The sequence below is a fragment of the Agathobaculum desmolans ATCC 43058 genome (assembly GCF_000701665.1).
GTDB classification, from domain to species: Bacteria; Bacillota; Clostridia; order Oscillospirales; family Butyricicoccaceae; genus Agathobaculum; species Agathobaculum desmolans.
This window is the reverse complement of record NZ_JNJN01000009.1, coordinates 49,074-64,170: the sequence shown is the minus strand read 5'-3', so window position 1 is coordinate 64,170 and position 15,097 is coordinate 49,074. Positions and strand designations below refer to the sequence as shown.

Sequence of the window (15,097 nt, the reverse complement as noted above, 5' to 3'; positions counted from 1 at the left end):
CCTCTGCACGTAGACGCTGATTTTCTGCAATGAGGTCTTCCTCTACATCCTTGGAAATCTTATGAGGACGGCCTGTAGCTGCTCGACCACGCCGCTCAATATACAAGCCTTCTGGACCTTCGGTCAGATAGATTCGTTCCCAGTCCTGTACTCGCTTGTGGCGGATCCCGAATCTCTCAGCTGTTTCTGTGCAGCTGAGATTTTCTTTCCTCATAGTTTCCACTACCAGTTTCTTGAATTCTGGTGCATATCGTTTTTGTGAAACTCCCTTTGGCATAAAAAATCACCCCATCTGTTAGATAGTATATCATACTGTCTAACAAATGGGGTGCAGTTCAAATGCGGTGCTTTAGTTTATCGGAAAAGCGTCTTGCCGACGGGCATCAGAATACGCGCGGCAGCGCGTATCAAATAGAAAATTGCAGAAAGCTGTAATTTTCATAAAAACCCGCGACAGGTGCGTGGGTTTTTATACAAGGGGACGGAGAATTGTGCCCGAAGGGCGCGATTCGCAGTCGCAAATTCGATCGAGAGACTGTTCGAAAAACGCAGTTTTTCGACAGTCTCAAGCACCGCAGCAATGCGGTGCTTTCGGATTATATACTGTTGCATACGGCGGGCAGCGCCAGCTTGAAGGCAACCATGGCGATCAACATGACAGCGAAGATCCGCCGGGCAGCCGTTTCGCCGAAGGCCTCGCACCAGCGCGAAACGCTCTGCTGCATCCGCTGCTCTTTTTCGTTCAGCCGTCCGAGCAGCCAGCGGCCGATCAGCTCGAGCGAGGCGATCGTCTGCGTAAAGGTCAGCACCAGCAGCAGGAGAAAGCCGAGCATGGAGCGCCTGTGCGGAAAGGCCAGCAGCACAAGACAGAAGAGCCATCCGGCAAGTGTTGCCATATGATGCAGGATCACGCCGAAGCGGACAAGGCTTTTCACAGCGGCATCATCTCGCGGCCCTCGAACGCGGCGCGGCGTTTGATGTCCGCCATCACGGTGTCAAACTGCGGCAGGTCGAGCGACTGCGCGCCGTCGCACAGGGCGTGCTTGGGATCGTTGTGCGCCTCGATGATCAGACCGTCCGCACCTGCGGCAATGGCGGCGCGCGAAAGCGGCTGCACCATATCGCGCCGTCCCGCGGCATGCGAGGGATCGATGATAATGGGCAGGTGGCTGAGTGTTTTTGCCAGCGGCACCGCGGAAATATCCAGATTGTTGCGGATCATCTTTTCAAAGGTGCGAATGCCGCGCTCGCACAGGATCACGTTGGTGTTGCCGCCTGCGAAAATGTACTCCGCCGCCATCAGGAACTCTTCCATCGTGGCGGACAGGCCGCGCTTGAGCAGAATGGGCTTGCCGGAGGCGCCCAGCTCCTTGAGCAGCATAAAGTTCTGCATATTGCGCGCGCCGAGCTGGATGATATCCACATCTGCGAACAGATCAAGGTGCTTTTCGCTCATGATCTCGGTTACGATGGGCAGGCCGGTCTGCCGCTTGGCTTCAAGCAGCAGCTTGAGGCCTTCGGCTTCCAGACCCTGGAAGGAGTAGGGCGAGGTGCGGGGCTTGAACGCACCGCCGCGCAGGAAGGAGGCGCCCGCCTTTTTGACGGCTTCCGCCACTTCGACGATCTGCGCTTCGCTTTCGACCGAGCAGGGGCCGGCCATCACGTTAAAGTAGCCCGCGCCGATCTTCCGTCCCGCCACTTCGATGACCGTATCCTCGGGATGGAATTTGCGGTTGACGGCCTTGAACGGTTCAGATACGCGCTGCACACGTTCGACCACGTCATAGGCCATGATATCCCCTTCGTCGAGCTTGGTGGTATCGCCTACCAGACCAAAGATCGTGGTGTTTTCGCCCTGCGAATAATGGATGGCCAACCCCATGTCCTTAAAATGCTGCATCAAGCGGTCGATGCGTTCCTGTTCGCTGTTTGGCTTGAGAATTACGATCATTTCAGTTCACTCCTTTTGTAATACGGCGGGTACGGTGCAGTATGCAGACCCGCCTTGATTTAACAGATACTGCGTACAAAGACGCGATACTTTAGCAGTATAGCACCAAAAAGGATAAAAGAAAAGAGCGATTTGTGACAAATCGCCCTGTGTTTTTGCGCGCTTTTTGCACGCGGCAGCAAAGAGGAGATCTACTGCACGGATTTCAGCTCCCGGTAGCGCTGCTCGACGGCGGCGCAGAACGCATCCCACCGGCCAGATTCGATCAGCCGCGCGGGACATACCTTGCCGGAAAAGTCCTGATGGCGGCGCAGTGCACCCGGTTTCAGATCGTATTCGATCAGCAGGCGGGCGCACAGCTTTTGCGCGTTGAGCAGTGTCTGCTCGTAATTACTGCCCTCGTTGACGCACATTTCAATGCCGATGCCGTTTAGGTTGCCGCCGTTCTTTTCCATTCGGTCACCGGCGTGGTAGGCATTCTCATCGTCCGGCAGATGGTGATAGATCTGGCGGTCATCCACGGTGTAGTGCCACGAAACGATACCTTCCGGTGCGTTGGCGTTTTGATGAATGAATGAGTTGTGCGCGGCGGCATCTGCCCCGGCGGAGAAATTGTCGGTTTCGTGCAGCACGAGGTATTTGATCTCGCGCTTTTCGCCCGGACGGGCGCGGCAGCCTTCAGGCAGAAAGTCTGTCACGACCGGGATCTCCTCGATATAGGTCAGCCCTGCATCGGTCTGCGGCGGCCGGGTCAGCGCACGGTGTGTGAGCGCGCCGGCTGCGAAGGAAAGCAGCATCAGCACGGCGGTCACAGCAGCCTGCGTGTGTATTTTCTTTTTGCCGGTTTTCTTTCGTTTGGTATAAAAGCCCGCCATTTTCACATATTTCCTCTCTTCCTGCCCCGATGCCTGCCGCACGGGTAAAATCAATAGCATTACCACAGCGGTACAGATTGTTCTGACCTGCGCTGCCGGCATAATTGTAAAATAGCTGTTCTGCGGTTATTATATCATTATTCGATGTTTTTTTCAAAGCCGGCGCCGTAAATGCGGACCATCGGGAAACAGTGGATTTCCGGCGGCTTCCAGTTCGGTTTCGCAGCAAAAAAATGAGCTTTTCCGCAGAAAAGCTGCAAGGCAGCTCTTGCAATCCGCAGGGCGGTGCGATATAATAATACTATTCGGAAGAGGCAAAGCCTTTGCCAGCAGAATTCTTTGACCGCCCTTCCCCGCCGGAAGGCGCCAAGGCCATACGGACAGCCGGGTCAAATGCCGAACATGGCAACTTTGTTGCCTTATTGAATTTTATAAGTTGGCTGCTTAAAAGCCGTGTGCCGCGGGCGCATCACACTTGTGAAACGATCAATAAGAGTAGTAAAAGTAGGTTCTTGCTATATAGACTCTTTCCTCTCCCCATTGCAAAACCGTTTCGCCGTAAGGCGGCGGTGAGAGCGATTGTATTCCTCAAGAAAAGGATGTCCCGCCTTCTGCGGGTTTTCTTTTTGCTTGAGGATTTTTTAATATACGAGGATGAACGATATGCAAAATACGCTCAAACTGTATGGGTTCAACAACCTGACCAAAGCGCTTTCCTTTAATATTTATGATGTCTGCTACGCGAAGACCGAGCGCGAACAGCGCGACTATATCGCCTATATCGACGAACAGTATAACTCCGAACGCCTGACCGGTATTCTCGAGCGGGTCACAGAGATGATCGGCGCGCACGTGCTGCATATTTCCAAGCAGGATTACGATCCGCAGGGTGCGTCGGTCACGTTTTTGATCGCGGAGGAACACATGAAGCCGGCGCTCGAACCGGATACCATTGTGGCGCATTTGGATAAAAGCCATGTGACCGTGCATACCTATCCGGAATACCATCCGGATACCTGTCTGGCGACCTTCCGCGTGGATATCGACGTGGCGACCTGCGGCGAGATCACGCCGCTGTCCACGCTGGATTTCCTGATCGGCTCGTTCGATTCGGATATCATCACGATGGATTACCGCGTGCGCGGCTTTACCCGCGATATCGAGGGCAAAAAGCTGTTCATGGATCATCACATGACCTCGATTCAGGATTTTATCGATCCGCACACACTGGATCAGTATGATGCGTATGACATCAACGTGTATCAGGCCAACCTGTTTCACACACGGATGCTGCTCAAGGAAGTGGATCTGCAAAACTATCTGTTCAATACGGATATTTATGAGCTGCCGCCCAAAACCCGTCTGAAGATCCATTCCGACCTGCGGCGGGAGATGATCGAGATTTTCTCGGGGAAAAACGTCTACTAACGCTGACGTTTCGGCCGGAAATATATTTCCGGCCGAGGGGACGCACCGGACAACGTCCGGATGCTTCCTTGTATCAAAACCGAGGTACACGCCCCCGGTTTTGATGATGATTTTTCGGTGGAAAATCATCTGTTCCATGCGGCGCTTCGCGTCGGGGGCGTAAGTCGTCTGTTCTCCATTCCTCATTCGCAATTTATTCCCTCTTGGCAAGGAGGTTTTCCTATGGATCAATCCCGTGCGCCGATCAAAGAGGCGCTCGAACAATTTAAGGATATGCGCATCGTACCGTTTGATGTGCCCGGACACAAGCGCGGGCGCGGCAATCCGGAGCTGACGCGCTTTTTAGGTGAAAGCTGTTTGACGGTGGACGTCAATTCGATGAAGCCGCTGGATAATTTGTGCCATCCGGTCAGCGTCATCCGCGAGGCGGAAGAACTGGCGGCAGAAGCATTTGGCGCGGCACATGCGTTTTTGATGGTCGGCGGCACTACGTCGAGTGTGCAGGCGATGATTCTGTCGGTCGTCGGGCGGGGGGATGAGATCATCCTGCCACGCAATGTGCACCGCAGCGTCATCAACGCGCTGGTGCTGACCGGCGCGATCCCGATTTATGTCAATCCGCAGATGAACGACCGGCTGGGCATCTCGCTCGGTATGTCGGTGGCGGACGTTAAGGCTGCGATCGAAAAGCATCCTGCGGCTAAGGCGGTGCTGGTCAACAATCCAACGTATTACGGCATCTGCTCGGATATCCGGGAGATCGTCCGTCTGGCGCACGCCAAAGGGATGAAGGTGCTGGCGGACGAAGCGCACGGCACGCATTTTTACTTTGGAGAAAACATGCCGGTATCCGCTATGGCGGCGGGCGCGGATCTTGCGTCGGTCTCCATGCACAAATCGGGCGGTTCGCTCACGCAGTCCAGCTTTCTGCTGTGCGGGCCGGGTATGAATGCCGAATATGTGCGGCAGATCATCAACCTGACGCAGACGACCTCGGGCTCGTACCTGCTGATGGTCAGTCTGGATATTTCGCGCAAAAATCTGGCGTTGTACGGGAAGGAGATCTTCCGCAAGGTGACCGGGCTGACCGAGTACGCCCGAGAGGAGATCAACCAGATCGGCGATTACTATGCCTACGGCCGTGAGCTTGTCAACGGCGACACCGTGTACGACTTTGATGTGACCAAGCTGGCGGTCAACACACTGGACGTTGGTCTGGCCGGCATTGAAGTGTATGATATCCTGCGGGATTTTTATGATATCCAAACCGAATTCGGCGATCTGGGCAACCTGTTGGCCTATGTTTCGGTAGGCGACCGTGAGCGCGATCTGGAGCGTCTGGTGGCGGCGCTGGCGGACATCCGCCGCCGCTATAAGCGGGATAAGGCAACGCTGATGCGGCAGGAGTATATTTCGCCGCAGGTGGTAGCCGCCCCGCAGGAAGCCTTTTATGCGGAAAAGCAGAGCGTGCCGCTGGCGGATACGGTCGGCCGGATCTGTGCGGAATTTGTCATGTGCTATCCGCCCGGCATCCCGATCCTGTCACCGGGTGAGCGCATCACCCGTGAAATTTTGGACTATATCCGCTACGCAAAGGACAAAAACTGCATGCTGCTCGGTACGGAGGATCCGGACGTGGACAACCTGCAGGTGATCAAAGGAGTCATCAGCCCATGCAACTGACGTTTACTGAAATGCATACGCCGACCGTTGGCCTGCAAATACAGGTTGACCGTCAGCTTTATACCGAACAGAGCGATTTTCAGCGCATCGATGTGTTCGAGTGCGAGGAATTCGGCCGGTTTTTGACGCTGGACGGCTACATGATGCTGACCGAGCGCGATGAATTCATCTACCATGAGATGATGGTGCACGTGCCGCTTGCCGTTTTGGGCGAACGCATCCGCAAGGTGCTGGTCATCGGCGGCGGGGACGGCGGCTGCGTGCGCGAGCTGTGCCGCTATCCGCATATCGAGCATATCGATCTGGTCGAGATCGACGAGCGCGTGGTGGCGGTTTGCAAAGAATTTTTGCCAACGGTCGCGTGCAGTCTGGACGATCCGCGCGTGCACATCCTGTATCAGGACGGCCTGAAATACATCCGGCGTATCGAGGACGAATACGATCTTATCATCATCGACTCGACCGATCCCTTCGGACCGGGCGAGGGCCTGTTCACGATGGAGTTTTACGGCAACTGCTGCAAGGCGCTGCGCGAGCGCGGCGTGCTGGTCAATCAGCACGAAAGCCCGTTCTATAAGGGCGACGCGCTGGCCTGTCAGCGGGCGCACCGCAACATCGTGCACTCGTTTGAGCTGAGCCGGCTGTTTCAGGCACACATCCCGACCTATCCGTCCGGCCATTGGCTGTTCGGTTTTTCCTCCCGCGGTGTGCATCCGGTGCGCGACCTCAAGGCGGAGGAATGGAATGCCCGCGGCATCGAGACCAAATATTATAATACGAATCTGCATAAGGGCGCGTTTTATCTGCCCAATTATGTGCAGAAACTATTGGAAAAAGTAGAGGAATAGCATTTTTCGCGCAGACGCAAGATTCTTCGTCGCTTCGCTTCCCAGAATGACAGCTTTTAGATTGTCATCCTGAGCGCAGCGAAGGATCTCGCGCTTGCGCGTGAAGCAGGCGCCAAATCATACGGATAAACAAACGAACATACAGGAGGAACCGACTATGGGAAGAGCTCTTATTATCGGCTGCGGCGGCGTGGCCGGCGTGGTCATTCACAAGTGCTGCCAGAACAGCAGCGTGTTTGAGGAGATCATGATTGCCTCGCGCACCAAGGCCAAGTGCGATGCCATCAAGGAAAAGCTGGACGGCACGACCCCGACCAAGATCCGCACTGCCAAGGTGGATGCGGACAATGTGGACGAGCTGTGCGCACTGATCGAGGAATACAAGCCCGATATTGTGATGAATATTGCCCTGCCGTATCAGGATCTGACCATCATGGATGCGTGCCTCAAGTGCGGCGTCAACTACATGGATACCGCCAACTATGAGCCGGAGGACACTGATGATCCGGAATGGCGCGCCGTTTACGAAAAGCGCTGCAAGGAGGAGGGCTTCACCGCTTACTTCGATTATTCGTGGCAGTGGGCGTATAAGGAGAAATTCGAAAAGGCCGGTCTGACTGCGCTCTTGGGGTCGGGCTTTGACCCGGGTGTGACGCAGGCATACTGCGCCTATGCGCAGAAGCACCTGTTTGACCAGATCGATACCATCGACATTCTGGACTGCAACGGCGGTGACCACGGTTATCCGTTTGCGACCAATTTTAACCCGGAGATCAACCTGCGCGAGGTTTCTGCGCCCGGTTCCTACTGGGAGAACGGCCACTGGGTCGAGATCCCCGCGATGTCCATTAAGCGCGAGTATGATTTCGATCAGGTCGGTCATAAGGATATGTACCTGCTGCACCATGAGGAGATCGAGTCGCTTGCCAAGACCATTCCGGGCGTACAGCGCATCCGTTTCTTTATGACCTTCGGCCGGTCCTACCTGACGCACATGAAGTGTCTGGAGAATGTCGGCATGCTGTCCACCACCCCGATCGAATTCGAGGGACAGCAGATCGTGCCGATCCAGTTCCTGAAGGCGCTGCTGCCCGATCCTGCAACGCTCGGCCCGCGCACCAAGGGCAAAACCAACATTGGCTGCATCTTCACCGGCAAGAAGGACGGCAAGGAAAAGACCGCCTATATCTATAACGTGTGCGACCATGAGGCGTGCTACCGCGAGGTCGGCTCGCAGGCGATCAGCTACACCACGGGTGTACCTGCGATGATCGGCGCTATGATGCTGATGACCGGCAAGTGGAATAAGCCCGGCGTATTCACAGTGGAGGAATTCGATCCCGATCCGTATATGGAAGCCCTTAACAAGTGGGGGCTGCCGTGGCAGATCAGCGAAAATCCGGTGCTGGTGGACTGATATGAAATTCACTGAGCTTCCCACCCCCTGTTTTCTGGTAGATGAAAACAGGCTGGTGCAGAATTTGGCGGTATTGCGCGATGTGGCCGACCGCACCGGCGCAAAAATTCTGCTGGCGCAGAAGGCGTTTTCCATGTTTTCCGCTTATCCGCTGCTGCGTGAATATCTGGCGGGAACAACGGCGTCCGGCCTGTTCGAGGCACGTCTCGGCAAGGAGGAATTCGGCGGCGAGACCCATGTGTACTCCCCGGCTTATGCAGAGGGGGAATTTCAGGAGATCCTGCACTATGCCGACCATGTTGTGTTCAATTCGTTCCACCAGTGGAAGGCTTACGGCAATCTGGCGCGGGCGGCGGGAAAAAGCTGCGGCCTGCGTCTGAATCCGGAATGCTCGACCCAGCCGGCTGAACACGCGATGTACGACCCCTGCGGGCCGACCTCGCGGCTGGGCATTACCGAAGCCAACTTCCAACCCGAACTGTTGGCAGGGATCGAAGGTTTCCACTTCCACACCCTGTGCGAGCAGAATGCGGATGATTTGGTGCGCACGGTAGCGGCGTTTGAAAACCGCTTCGGCAAGTATATGGAGGGTATCAAGTGGCTCAATCTGGGCGGCGGCCACCATATCACGCGCGATGATTACGATGTGGAAACGCTTGTCCAGTGCGTCAATTATCTGCGCGAAAAATATCATGTGCAGATCTATCTGGAGCCGGGCGAGGCGGTCGTGCTCAATGCGGGCTGGCTGGCCGCAACGGTGCTCGAGGTGATGCACAACGGCAAGGACATTGCGATTCTGGATACCTCGGCGGCCTGCCACATGCCCGATGTGCTTGAAATGCCCTATCGTCCGCCTGTATGGCGGTCGGGCGAGCCGGGCAAAAAGGCGTTTACCTATCTGCTGACCGGACGCTCCTGTCTGGCGGGTGATGTGATCGGAGAATATTCCTTTGACAATACGTTGCGCCCGGGCGATCAGGTCGTGTTTGAGGATATGGCGCTGTATACGATGGTCAAGACCAACACCTTTAACGGGGTGCCGCTGCCGATGCTTGCAGTGCGCCGTGCGGACGGCACGGACGAGGTTATTAAAATATTCGGTTATGAGGATTTTAAGAACCGGCTGTCATAAAACAATCGCCCCATCTGTTGCAGATGGGGCGATTCAGCTTGTCAAAAAAGGATTTTGTTATTGCGCGTGAGCAACACGCGCGGCAGTGCGCATTAAATAGAAAATTGCAGCTTGCTGCAATTTTCATAAAAACCGGGAGCGTGTATCTCGGTTTTTATACAAGACGACGTAGAATTGTGCCCAAAGGGCGCGATTCGCAGTCGCAAATTCGATCGAAAGCGTGGTTTCGATCGAGAGGCTGTCGAAAACGAAGTTTTTCGACAGCCTCCAATCGCCCCATCTGTTGCAGATGGGGCGATTGTTTTACTGCTGCGGCTTGTGCTGTCTCAGATAATTGCGCAAAACCATGTTGATATATTGAGAAAGCGAACGGTCATCCTCTTCGGCCAGCGTGCGAAGCCGCTGTACGATATCGGAATCAAGCGTGATTGAAATTTTATCCTTTAACGGCTTCATTCTGGGCACCTCTTGATGGATTTTGCATTTAATATAGCATTTTATGCGCTAACATATTGCAAAATACTACCAAGTAAGATAAAGTAGGATAAGAGGTGGCGGAAATGTAGGAACGAAAAGATGAAATCAGGCCGCTGCACGATAAAAATGCGTATTGTGCACTGGTGGATAGGGTGAGCCGTCTAATCGACCGGATCGAGGCGGAAGGCGCATATTTATCATCCGCGCAGATCGGGGAAGAGCTGAAGCAGGCGCTGTGCGCAGCGGAGGAGTGCGCCATAGAGGACGGGACAGGCGCGTAAAAGTGCGAAATGTGCGGTAAAAGTTAGGACATGCGCCTGACTTGCTCTCATTTTATCGCCGCACAGCGGCGGAATGAGGTCAGAGGCCTACGGGCTTATACTGCAAGAGAGAAAAAGTTTCTATATGGGAACTTTTTCTCGTCCGTGTTTGGCGAAGCGCAAACACAGACTGTCGGAAACGCAAGTTTTTTGACAGTCTCGCTTTGTTGCGGCTGATAGGTTACAGGCTCAGCTCATTCAGGCTGCCGAAGGTATAGCCGGCCTCCTCCCAGCGGGTGAGCAGCTCGTCAAGAATACGCGCGTTGGTTTCACTGGTCGAGTGCAGCAGCACCACCGCGCCGTTGTGGATGCGCGGCACCAGCTTGGAAAAAGCGTGCTCCTCAGTGGGCTGGTTATCCGTGTACCAATCCACGTAGGCGAGCGACCAGAATACCGTTGTGTAGCCCAGTTCCTGCGCCTGCCGCAGGTTTTCCCGGCTGAATTTGCCCTGCGGCGGACGGTAGAACTTGGGCATGGGCTGACCGGTGAGCGCGGTATATTTTTCCTCCAGTCCGGTCAGCTCGGCGGCAAAGGCCGCTTTGTCCGCAATGGCGGACATATCCGGGTGGTGCAGGGTGTGGTTGCCGACCAGATGCCCCTCTGCCACCATGCGCTGCACCAGCTCGGGCGCGGTATCAATGTAGTTGCCCACAACGAAAAAGCAGGCGGGCGCATGGTGCTTTTTAAGCGCGTCCAGAATGGCGGGTGTGCAGCCGTTTTCATAGCCGGCATCAAAAGTCAGATAGATGGTTTTTTTGTCTGTGTCGCCCAGATACAGCGCCTGATAACCGCGCAGCTCTTCGGCGGATGCGTTGCCGGCCGGCGGCTGCCCCTGCACCTGAAAGGACAGCCCCCAATCTGCTGCTGCGGTGTCGGCTTCGGCCGCAGTTACGGCGGCTTGCTCCTGCTGCTGCGGCAGCAGCAGAAAGAGTGCGGCAAGCAGAACACACACACCGGCTCCTGCGCCGATGCGGTACAGTGTATCGCGGGTGATGGTGATAAACATAACGAACGCCCCCTTGGTACACCATATGAAGGGGCGGCGGGGGATATGACCGGCGGTCGTTCCGTCTGGCTGCGGTGCCGGAAAGCGGCGGATGCCGCAGCAGAGCTGAGTACAGGGAGGCACTTAGGTCTCGTCCGTAAAGGTAAAAATATCTTCTACTGTCAGGCCGAACACATGGGCAATATCCATTGCCAGCTTGAGCGAGGGGTTATACTGCCCTTTTTCCAGCCGTCCGATGGTTTCGCGCCGCACACCGACGAGCGCGGCCAGCTGCGCCTGCTCCATGCCGCGGGACAGCCGCAGCTCACGGATCCGTGTATGCAGCATGGTCAGTGTCCCAGCCTTTCATAGAGCAGGAACAGGCCATCCTGCAATAGGCAGAGCAGGCCGAAGAGAAAAATGATCTGCCCACGGGTGAAGCACAGCGTTTCCCATCCGCGGCCGTCGCCGAAGAGCAGATAAATCCCGAACAGGAAGAAAATCAGCGTGAACAGCGTGGAGTTTGCACGGTATTGGTTATAGACCGCGCGTTCATCCGGCTTTTCCGTGCGGATGCCGAGCGCTGTGCCGACAACGGCAATACCGGAAAGCAGGATCAGAAGGATTAGGGGGATCTGCGCGGCCAGCGGCAGCCGGGCGACCGGTGCAGGGATACGCAGCGCAATCGCCTGCAGCACAACGACGACAGACCAGCCGCAAACACTGATCACTTTGTTTTGCGTTAGGGTGAAGCGGGGCAGTTTCATGGCAAAGACTCCTTTCAAGTGATATATTTGTAGCTTTGCGAGATAAATATATCACATTGCGCCGGGACTGTCAAGGCACAGTGTGGGGGCAGAAGCCGGTTTGGGGCGGGATTTTTTGTCGGCAAACGGCGAAAAGAACCGCAAAATGATCGGAAATTTATCGAAAAATGATGATGCAATTTGTGTGCGGCTGTTGTATAATAAGGCTGTATTGAAAAAATGGGGCGGCATGCCCCTACGGAATGGAAGGGATTCCTGCTATGAATGATGTGATCGCCGCTCTGGTTGGCGGCCTGTTTGACGAAAGCGGTACTGCCGCCTATGCGCGTCCGGTGCTGTTCGGCACGGCGGGCGATGCCGTGTGCGAGGCTTTGCCGGAACAGGCACAGACACGTTTTTTTGTACACGATGACCGCGAGCCTGCTTTAGCGGGGGCGCGCAGCCTGCCGCTTGATCCGGCGAACCGCTTTGCTGCGCTGGCAGAGCTGCCGGATTGCGGACAGGTGCTCGTGATCGCCGCGCCGTTCGCGCTGGCGGAGGCAGACGCGCTGACCCGGCTGCTGACAATGCAGGTGACGACCGGTTACGGCGTCAGCGTGCTGGCAGATGAACAGCGGGGCTTTGATGCGGAGGGTCAGTCCCTCCCGCGGGAGGAGCATTGTCTGGCGGCAGTATTCACCTGCGGGGCACTGCGGCGTGCGCTCCGGAGCGGCGCAGATACGCTGGATGCGTTGGTTGCGGCTGCGGTGCAGGAAGGTGCACAGAAGGGTGTTGCTGTGACCGGCGAGATCGTAGAGATTTGCAGCGGCGGCTCGGCCTATATTGCACAGATGGCGCTGATGCAGCAGATCAATTTCGGCCTGATCGAAAAGGGCGTGCAGCTCTTTGATCCGGCAGGCACGTATATCGCACCGGATGCCGAGATCGAAGCGGGCGCGGTGATCCTGCCGGGCTGCCATATCCGGCCGGGCTGCAAAATTGGCGCGGGCGCAGTGATCGGCCCGAACGCCATCCTCGAAAAGGCGGAGATCGGTGCGGGCACCACGGTCAACAATTCGCAGGTGTATGAATCGACGGTGGGCAAAAATGTTACGGTCGGTCCGTTTGCGTATATCCGCCCGCAGTGCACGGTGGGCGATGGCTGCCGCATCGGCGACTTCGTCGAGCTGAAAAAATCCACCATCGGTGATGGCACCAAGGTGTCGCACCTGACCTATATCGGCGACGCAACAGTCGGCGAGCGGGTCAACTTCGGCTGCGGCACGGTGGTGGTCAACTACGACGGCTACCATAAGTACCAGACGGTGATCGGCGACGACTGCTTTATCGGCTGCAACACCAATCTGGTTTCCCCCGTCAAGCTGGGCGACCGTGCATTTACTGCGGCAGGTGCTACTGTGACCAAGGATGTTCCCGCAGGCGCGCTTTGCGTGGCTCGTGCCCGCCAGACCAATATGGAGGGCTGGAACGACCGCCGCCGCGCCGCGCATGAGAAAAAATAAGGCGGTCTGCCGGACCGCCGGCAGTTATCAGTAAATAAAGATCCAACCGGATAAAAATAATATGACGGAGGCAAAGACATGATCTCTCACGGAAAAAACATCAAGATTTTCTCCGGCAATTCCCACCCCGCGCTGGCGATGCAGATCGCATCCGCACTCGGCCTGCCGATTGGCAAGGCTGCGATCTCTACCTTCGCCGATGGCGAGATCTCGGTTTCCATTTCGGAGTCCGTGCGTGGCTCGGACGTATTCTTGGTGCAGTCCACCTGCGGCCCGGTCAACAATAACCTGATGGAGCTGCTCATCATGATCGACTCCTGCAAGCGTGCATCGGCGGGTCGTATCACAGCGGTGATCCCGTATTTCGGCTATGCGCGGCAGGACCGCAAGAGCAAGGCGCGCGATCCGATCTCGGCCAAGCTGGTGGCGGACCTGATCACCGCTGCGGGCGCGGACCGTGTGCTGACCATGGATCTGCATGCGGCGCAGATTCAGGGATTTTTCAACATCCCGGTGGACAACATGATCGGCTCGTCCGTGCTGATCCCGTACATTGCGGGCAAGTTCGGCGTGGGCACGGATGATACCGTGATCGTCTCGCCCGACCTTGGCTCGGTCACCCGTGCACGTAAATTCACTGAAAAGCTGGATATGCCGCTTGCCATCATCGACAAGCGCCGTCCCAAGGCGAATGTATCCGAGGTAATGAATATCATCGGCAATGTGGAAGGCAAAAAGTGCATTCTGGTAGATGACCTGATCGACACCGCCGGCACGCTGGTGCACGCGGCGGATGCATTGGTGGAAAAGGGCGGCGCGACCGAAGTGTACGCCTGCGCGACCCATGGCGTGCTTTCCGGCCCGGCCATCGAGCGCATTCAGAACAGCCCGATCCGTGAAATGGCGATTTTGGACACCATTCCGCTGCCGAGCGAGAAAAAGCTGGACAAGATCAAGGTGCTGTCGGTTGCGCCGGTATTTACCGAAGCGATCGCCCGTATTTACGAGGAAACATCGGTATCGACACTCTTTGACTGAGTATAGGGGGCTTCAAAAGCCCGGCAAAGCTGGGCTTTTGGATGAAAATACCGCAGGACACGATTGAAATGAGAATGGGGGAGACGGACAACGCTGGGTTGCCCGCCTCCCTTTTTGCATAAAGGAGGATGTCATGCGCAAAACAGTGGCGTATCTGGCGGTCAGTCTGGACGGTTATATCGCGGATGCACAGGGCAGCGTGGCGTGGCTGGATGCATTCGCAGATGCATCGGAAGAGGATGGCTATGGTGCGTTTGTGCAAACGGTGGATACGGTTGTAATGGGTGGGCGCACCTACCGGCAGATCACGGAAGAGCTGTCGCCCGGGGTGTGGCCTTATGACGGGCTGCATAGCTATGTATGGACGCGCAGCGCGGCACCGCTGCCGCATGCCCGGCGGATCGACGGCGATCTGGCAGAATGGCTGCGGGTGCAGAAACACGGTACGGGAAAGGACATCTGGCTGTGCGGCGGGGCGGAGCTGATCGCGGCGGCGGCCGCCGCCGGGGCGGTTGACCGCTGGCATCTGACCGTGCTGCCGGTGCTGCTTGGCGGCGGGATCCGCCTGTTCCCGGCGGGACAGGCACAGCGGCTGCGGCTGGTGTCCTTGCGGCAGTGCGGCGGCATCGCGGAGCTGATTTGCGAGGCGGAAACGCAGTAATCAGGCGGCTGCA

The 15,097-nt window shown here is 56.4% G+C and carries 17 protein-coding genes; 9 read left to right on the top strand and 8 right to left on the bottom strand.

The annotated features are described in order from the left end of the window. The 4 genes from T363_RS15440 to T363_RS0104235 all read right to left on the bottom strand — a co-directional run. A partial coding sequence (locus T363_RS15440; RefSeq protein ID WP_031473167.1) for a helix-turn-helix domain-containing protein occupies positions 1-277 on the bottom strand: 277 nt, incomplete at its 3' end. Positions 278-596: 319 nt separating this feature from the next. Next, entirely contained in the window at positions 597-935 is a 339-nt protein-coding gene (locus T363_RS0104245) for a hypothetical protein (RefSeq protein WP_031473562.1), read from the bottom strand. Next, complete coding sequence (aroF, locus tag T363_RS0104240; protein WP_031473560.1) at positions 932-1,951, bottom strand: 3-deoxy-7-phosphoheptulonate synthase; 1,020 nt, start codon at positions 1,949-1,951, stop codon at positions 932-934. The genes T363_RS0104245 and aroF overlap by 4 nt, the downstream gene beginning before the upstream one ends. A 191-nt stretch (positions 1,952-2,142) precedes the next feature. Continuing rightward, the gene (locus T363_RS0104235; RefSeq protein ID WP_051643086.1) at positions 2,143-2,826 is read right to left on the bottom strand and encodes a peptidoglycan recognition protein family protein; all 684 of its coding nucleotides are present in this window, start codon (positions 2,824-2,826) and stop codon (positions 2,143-2,145) included. Positions 2,827-3,489: 663 nt separating this feature from the next. On the opposite strand from T363_RS0104235, the gene speD reads away from it, so the two are divergent. From speD to nspC, 5 genes are all read left to right on the top strand, one after another. After that, positions 3,490-4,254: an adenosylmethionine decarboxylase gene (gene speD / locus T363_RS0104225; protein ID WP_031473558.1), complete on the top strand. Its 765-nt coding sequence runs from the start codon at positions 3,490-3,492 to the stop codon at positions 4,252-4,254. A gap of 222 nt (positions 4,255-4,476) precedes the next feature. Then, on the top strand, positions 4,477-5,937 hold the full coding sequence (locus T363_RS0104220; protein WP_031473556.1) for an aminotransferase class I/II-fold pyridoxal phosphate-dependent enzyme: 1,461 nt from the start codon (positions 4,477-4,479) through the stop codon (positions 5,935-5,937). Then, complete coding sequence (speE, locus tag T363_RS0104215; RefSeq protein ID WP_031473554.1) at positions 5,928-6,785, top strand: polyamine aminopropyltransferase; 858 nt, start codon at positions 5,928-5,930, stop codon at positions 6,783-6,785. Before T363_RS0104220 ends, speE begins: the two co-directional genes overlap by 10 nt. A 157-nt stretch (positions 6,786-6,942) precedes the next feature. Next, positions 6,943-8,202: a saccharopine dehydrogenase family protein gene (locus tag T363_RS0104210; protein ID WP_031473552.1), complete on the top strand. Its 1,260-nt coding sequence runs from the start codon at positions 6,943-6,945 to the stop codon at positions 8,200-8,202. A 1-nt stretch (position 8,203) separates the two neighbouring features. Beyond that, entirely contained in the window at positions 8,204-9,334 is a 1,131-nt protein-coding gene (gene nspC, locus T363_RS0104205; protein WP_031473550.1) for a carboxynorspermidine decarboxylase, read from the top strand. A gap of 303 nt (positions 9,335-9,637) precedes the next feature. On the opposite strand, the gene T363_RS0104200 is transcribed toward nspC, so the two are convergent. Continuing rightward, positions 9,638-9,790, bottom strand: coding sequence for a ribbon-helix-helix domain-containing protein (locus T363_RS0104200; RefSeq protein WP_031473548.1), 153 nt, complete (start codon positions 9,788-9,790; stop codon positions 9,638-9,640). Between the two features lie 173 nt (positions 9,791-9,963). Between T363_RS0104200 and T363_RS16680 the strand changes: the two genes are divergently transcribed. Then, complete coding sequence (locus tag T363_RS16680; protein ID WP_278246985.1) at positions 9,964-10,092, top strand: hypothetical protein; 129 nt, start codon at positions 9,964-9,966, stop codon at positions 10,090-10,092. Positions 10,093-10,312: 220 nt separating this feature from the next. On the opposite strand, the gene T363_RS0104190 is transcribed toward T363_RS16680, so the two are convergent. The 3 genes from T363_RS0104190 to T363_RS0104180 form a co-directional block, all read right to left on the bottom strand. Next, positions 10,313-11,137: a polysaccharide deacetylase family protein gene (locus tag T363_RS0104190; RefSeq protein ID WP_031473546.1), complete on the bottom strand. Its 825-nt coding sequence runs from the start codon at positions 11,135-11,137 to the stop codon at positions 10,313-10,315. 123 nt (positions 11,138-11,260) lie between these two features. After that, entirely contained in the window at positions 11,261-11,464 is a 204-nt protein-coding gene (locus T363_RS0104185; RefSeq protein ID WP_031473544.1) for a helix-turn-helix transcriptional regulator, read from the bottom strand. Positions 11,465-11,466: 2 nt separating this feature from the next. Further along, positions 11,467-11,883 (bottom strand): hypothetical protein, encoded by a 417-nt coding sequence (locus tag T363_RS0104180; RefSeq protein ID WP_031473542.1) that lies wholly within the window; start codon positions 11,881-11,883, stop codon positions 11,467-11,469. Positions 11,884-12,143: 260 nt separating this feature from the next. Between T363_RS0104180 and T363_RS15020 the strand changes: the two genes are divergently transcribed. From T363_RS15020 to T363_RS0104160, 3 genes are all read left to right on the top strand, one after another. After that, positions 12,144-13,385, top strand: coding sequence for a DapH/DapD/GlmU-related protein (locus T363_RS15020; protein WP_051643085.1), 1,242 nt, complete (start codon positions 12,144-12,146; stop codon positions 13,383-13,385). A 78-nt stretch (positions 13,386-13,463) separates the two neighbouring features. Continuing rightward, the gene (locus tag T363_RS0104165) at positions 13,464-14,423 is read left to right on the top strand and encodes a ribose-phosphate diphosphokinase (RefSeq protein WP_031473538.1); all 960 of its coding nucleotides are present in this window, start codon (positions 13,464-13,466) and stop codon (positions 14,421-14,423) included. A 133-nt stretch (positions 14,424-14,556) separates the two neighbouring features. After that, positions 14,557-15,084 (top strand): dihydrofolate reductase family protein, encoded by a 528-nt coding sequence (locus T363_RS0104160; protein ID WP_031473536.1) that lies wholly within the window; start codon positions 14,557-14,559, stop codon positions 15,082-15,084. The last annotated feature ends 13 nt before the right edge of the window (positions 15,085-15,097 follow it).

Coding starts and splice junctions, on each gene's coding strand:
- T363_RS0104235 (WP_051643086.1), bottom strand. CDS start 2,826: ATGGCGGGCTTTTATACCAAACGAAAGAAAACCGGCAAAAAGAAAATA.
- T363_RS0104190 (WP_031473546.1), bottom strand. CDS start 11,137: ATGTTTATCACCATCACCCGCGATACACTGTACCGCATCGGCGCAGGA.
- speD (WP_031473558.1), top strand. CDS start 3,490: ATGCAAAATACGCTCAAACTGTATGGGTTCAACAACCTGACCAAAGCG.
- T363_RS0104200 (WP_031473548.1), bottom strand. CDS start 9,790: ATGAAGCCGTTAAAGGATAAAATTTCAATCACGCTTGATTCCGATATC.
- T363_RS0104185 (WP_031473544.1), bottom strand. CDS start 11,464: ATGCTGCATACACGGATCCGTGAGCTGCGGCTGTCCCGCGGCATGGAG.
- speE (WP_031473554.1), top strand. CDS start 5,928: ATGCAACTGACGTTTACTGAAATGCATACGCCGACCGTTGGCCTGCAA.
- T363_RS0104220 (WP_031473556.1), top strand. CDS start 4,477: ATGGATCAATCCCGTGCGCCGATCAAAGAGGCGCTCGAACAATTTAAG.
- T363_RS15020 (WP_051643085.1), top strand. CDS start 12,144: ATGAATGATGTGATCGCCGCTCTGGTTGGCGGCCTGTTTGACGAAAGC.
- T363_RS0104165 (WP_031473538.1), top strand. CDS start 13,464: ATGATCTCTCACGGAAAAAACATCAAGATTTTCTCCGGCAATTCCCAC.
- T363_RS0104210 (WP_031473552.1), top strand. CDS start 6,943: ATGGGAAGAGCTCTTATTATCGGCTGCGGCGGCGTGGCCGGCGTGGTC.
- aroF (WP_031473560.1), bottom strand. CDS start 1,951: ATGATCGTAATTCTCAAGCCAAACAGCGAACAGGAACGCATCGACCGC.
- nspC (WP_031473550.1), top strand. CDS start 8,204: ATGAAATTCACTGAGCTTCCCACCCCCTGTTTTCTGGTAGATGAAAAC.
- T363_RS0104180 (WP_031473542.1), bottom strand. CDS start 11,883: ATGAAACTGCCCCGCTTCACCCTAACGCAAAACAAAGTGATCAGTGTT.
- T363_RS0104160 (WP_031473536.1), top strand. CDS start 14,557: ATGCGCAAAACAGTGGCGTATCTGGCGGTCAGTCTGGACGGTTATATC.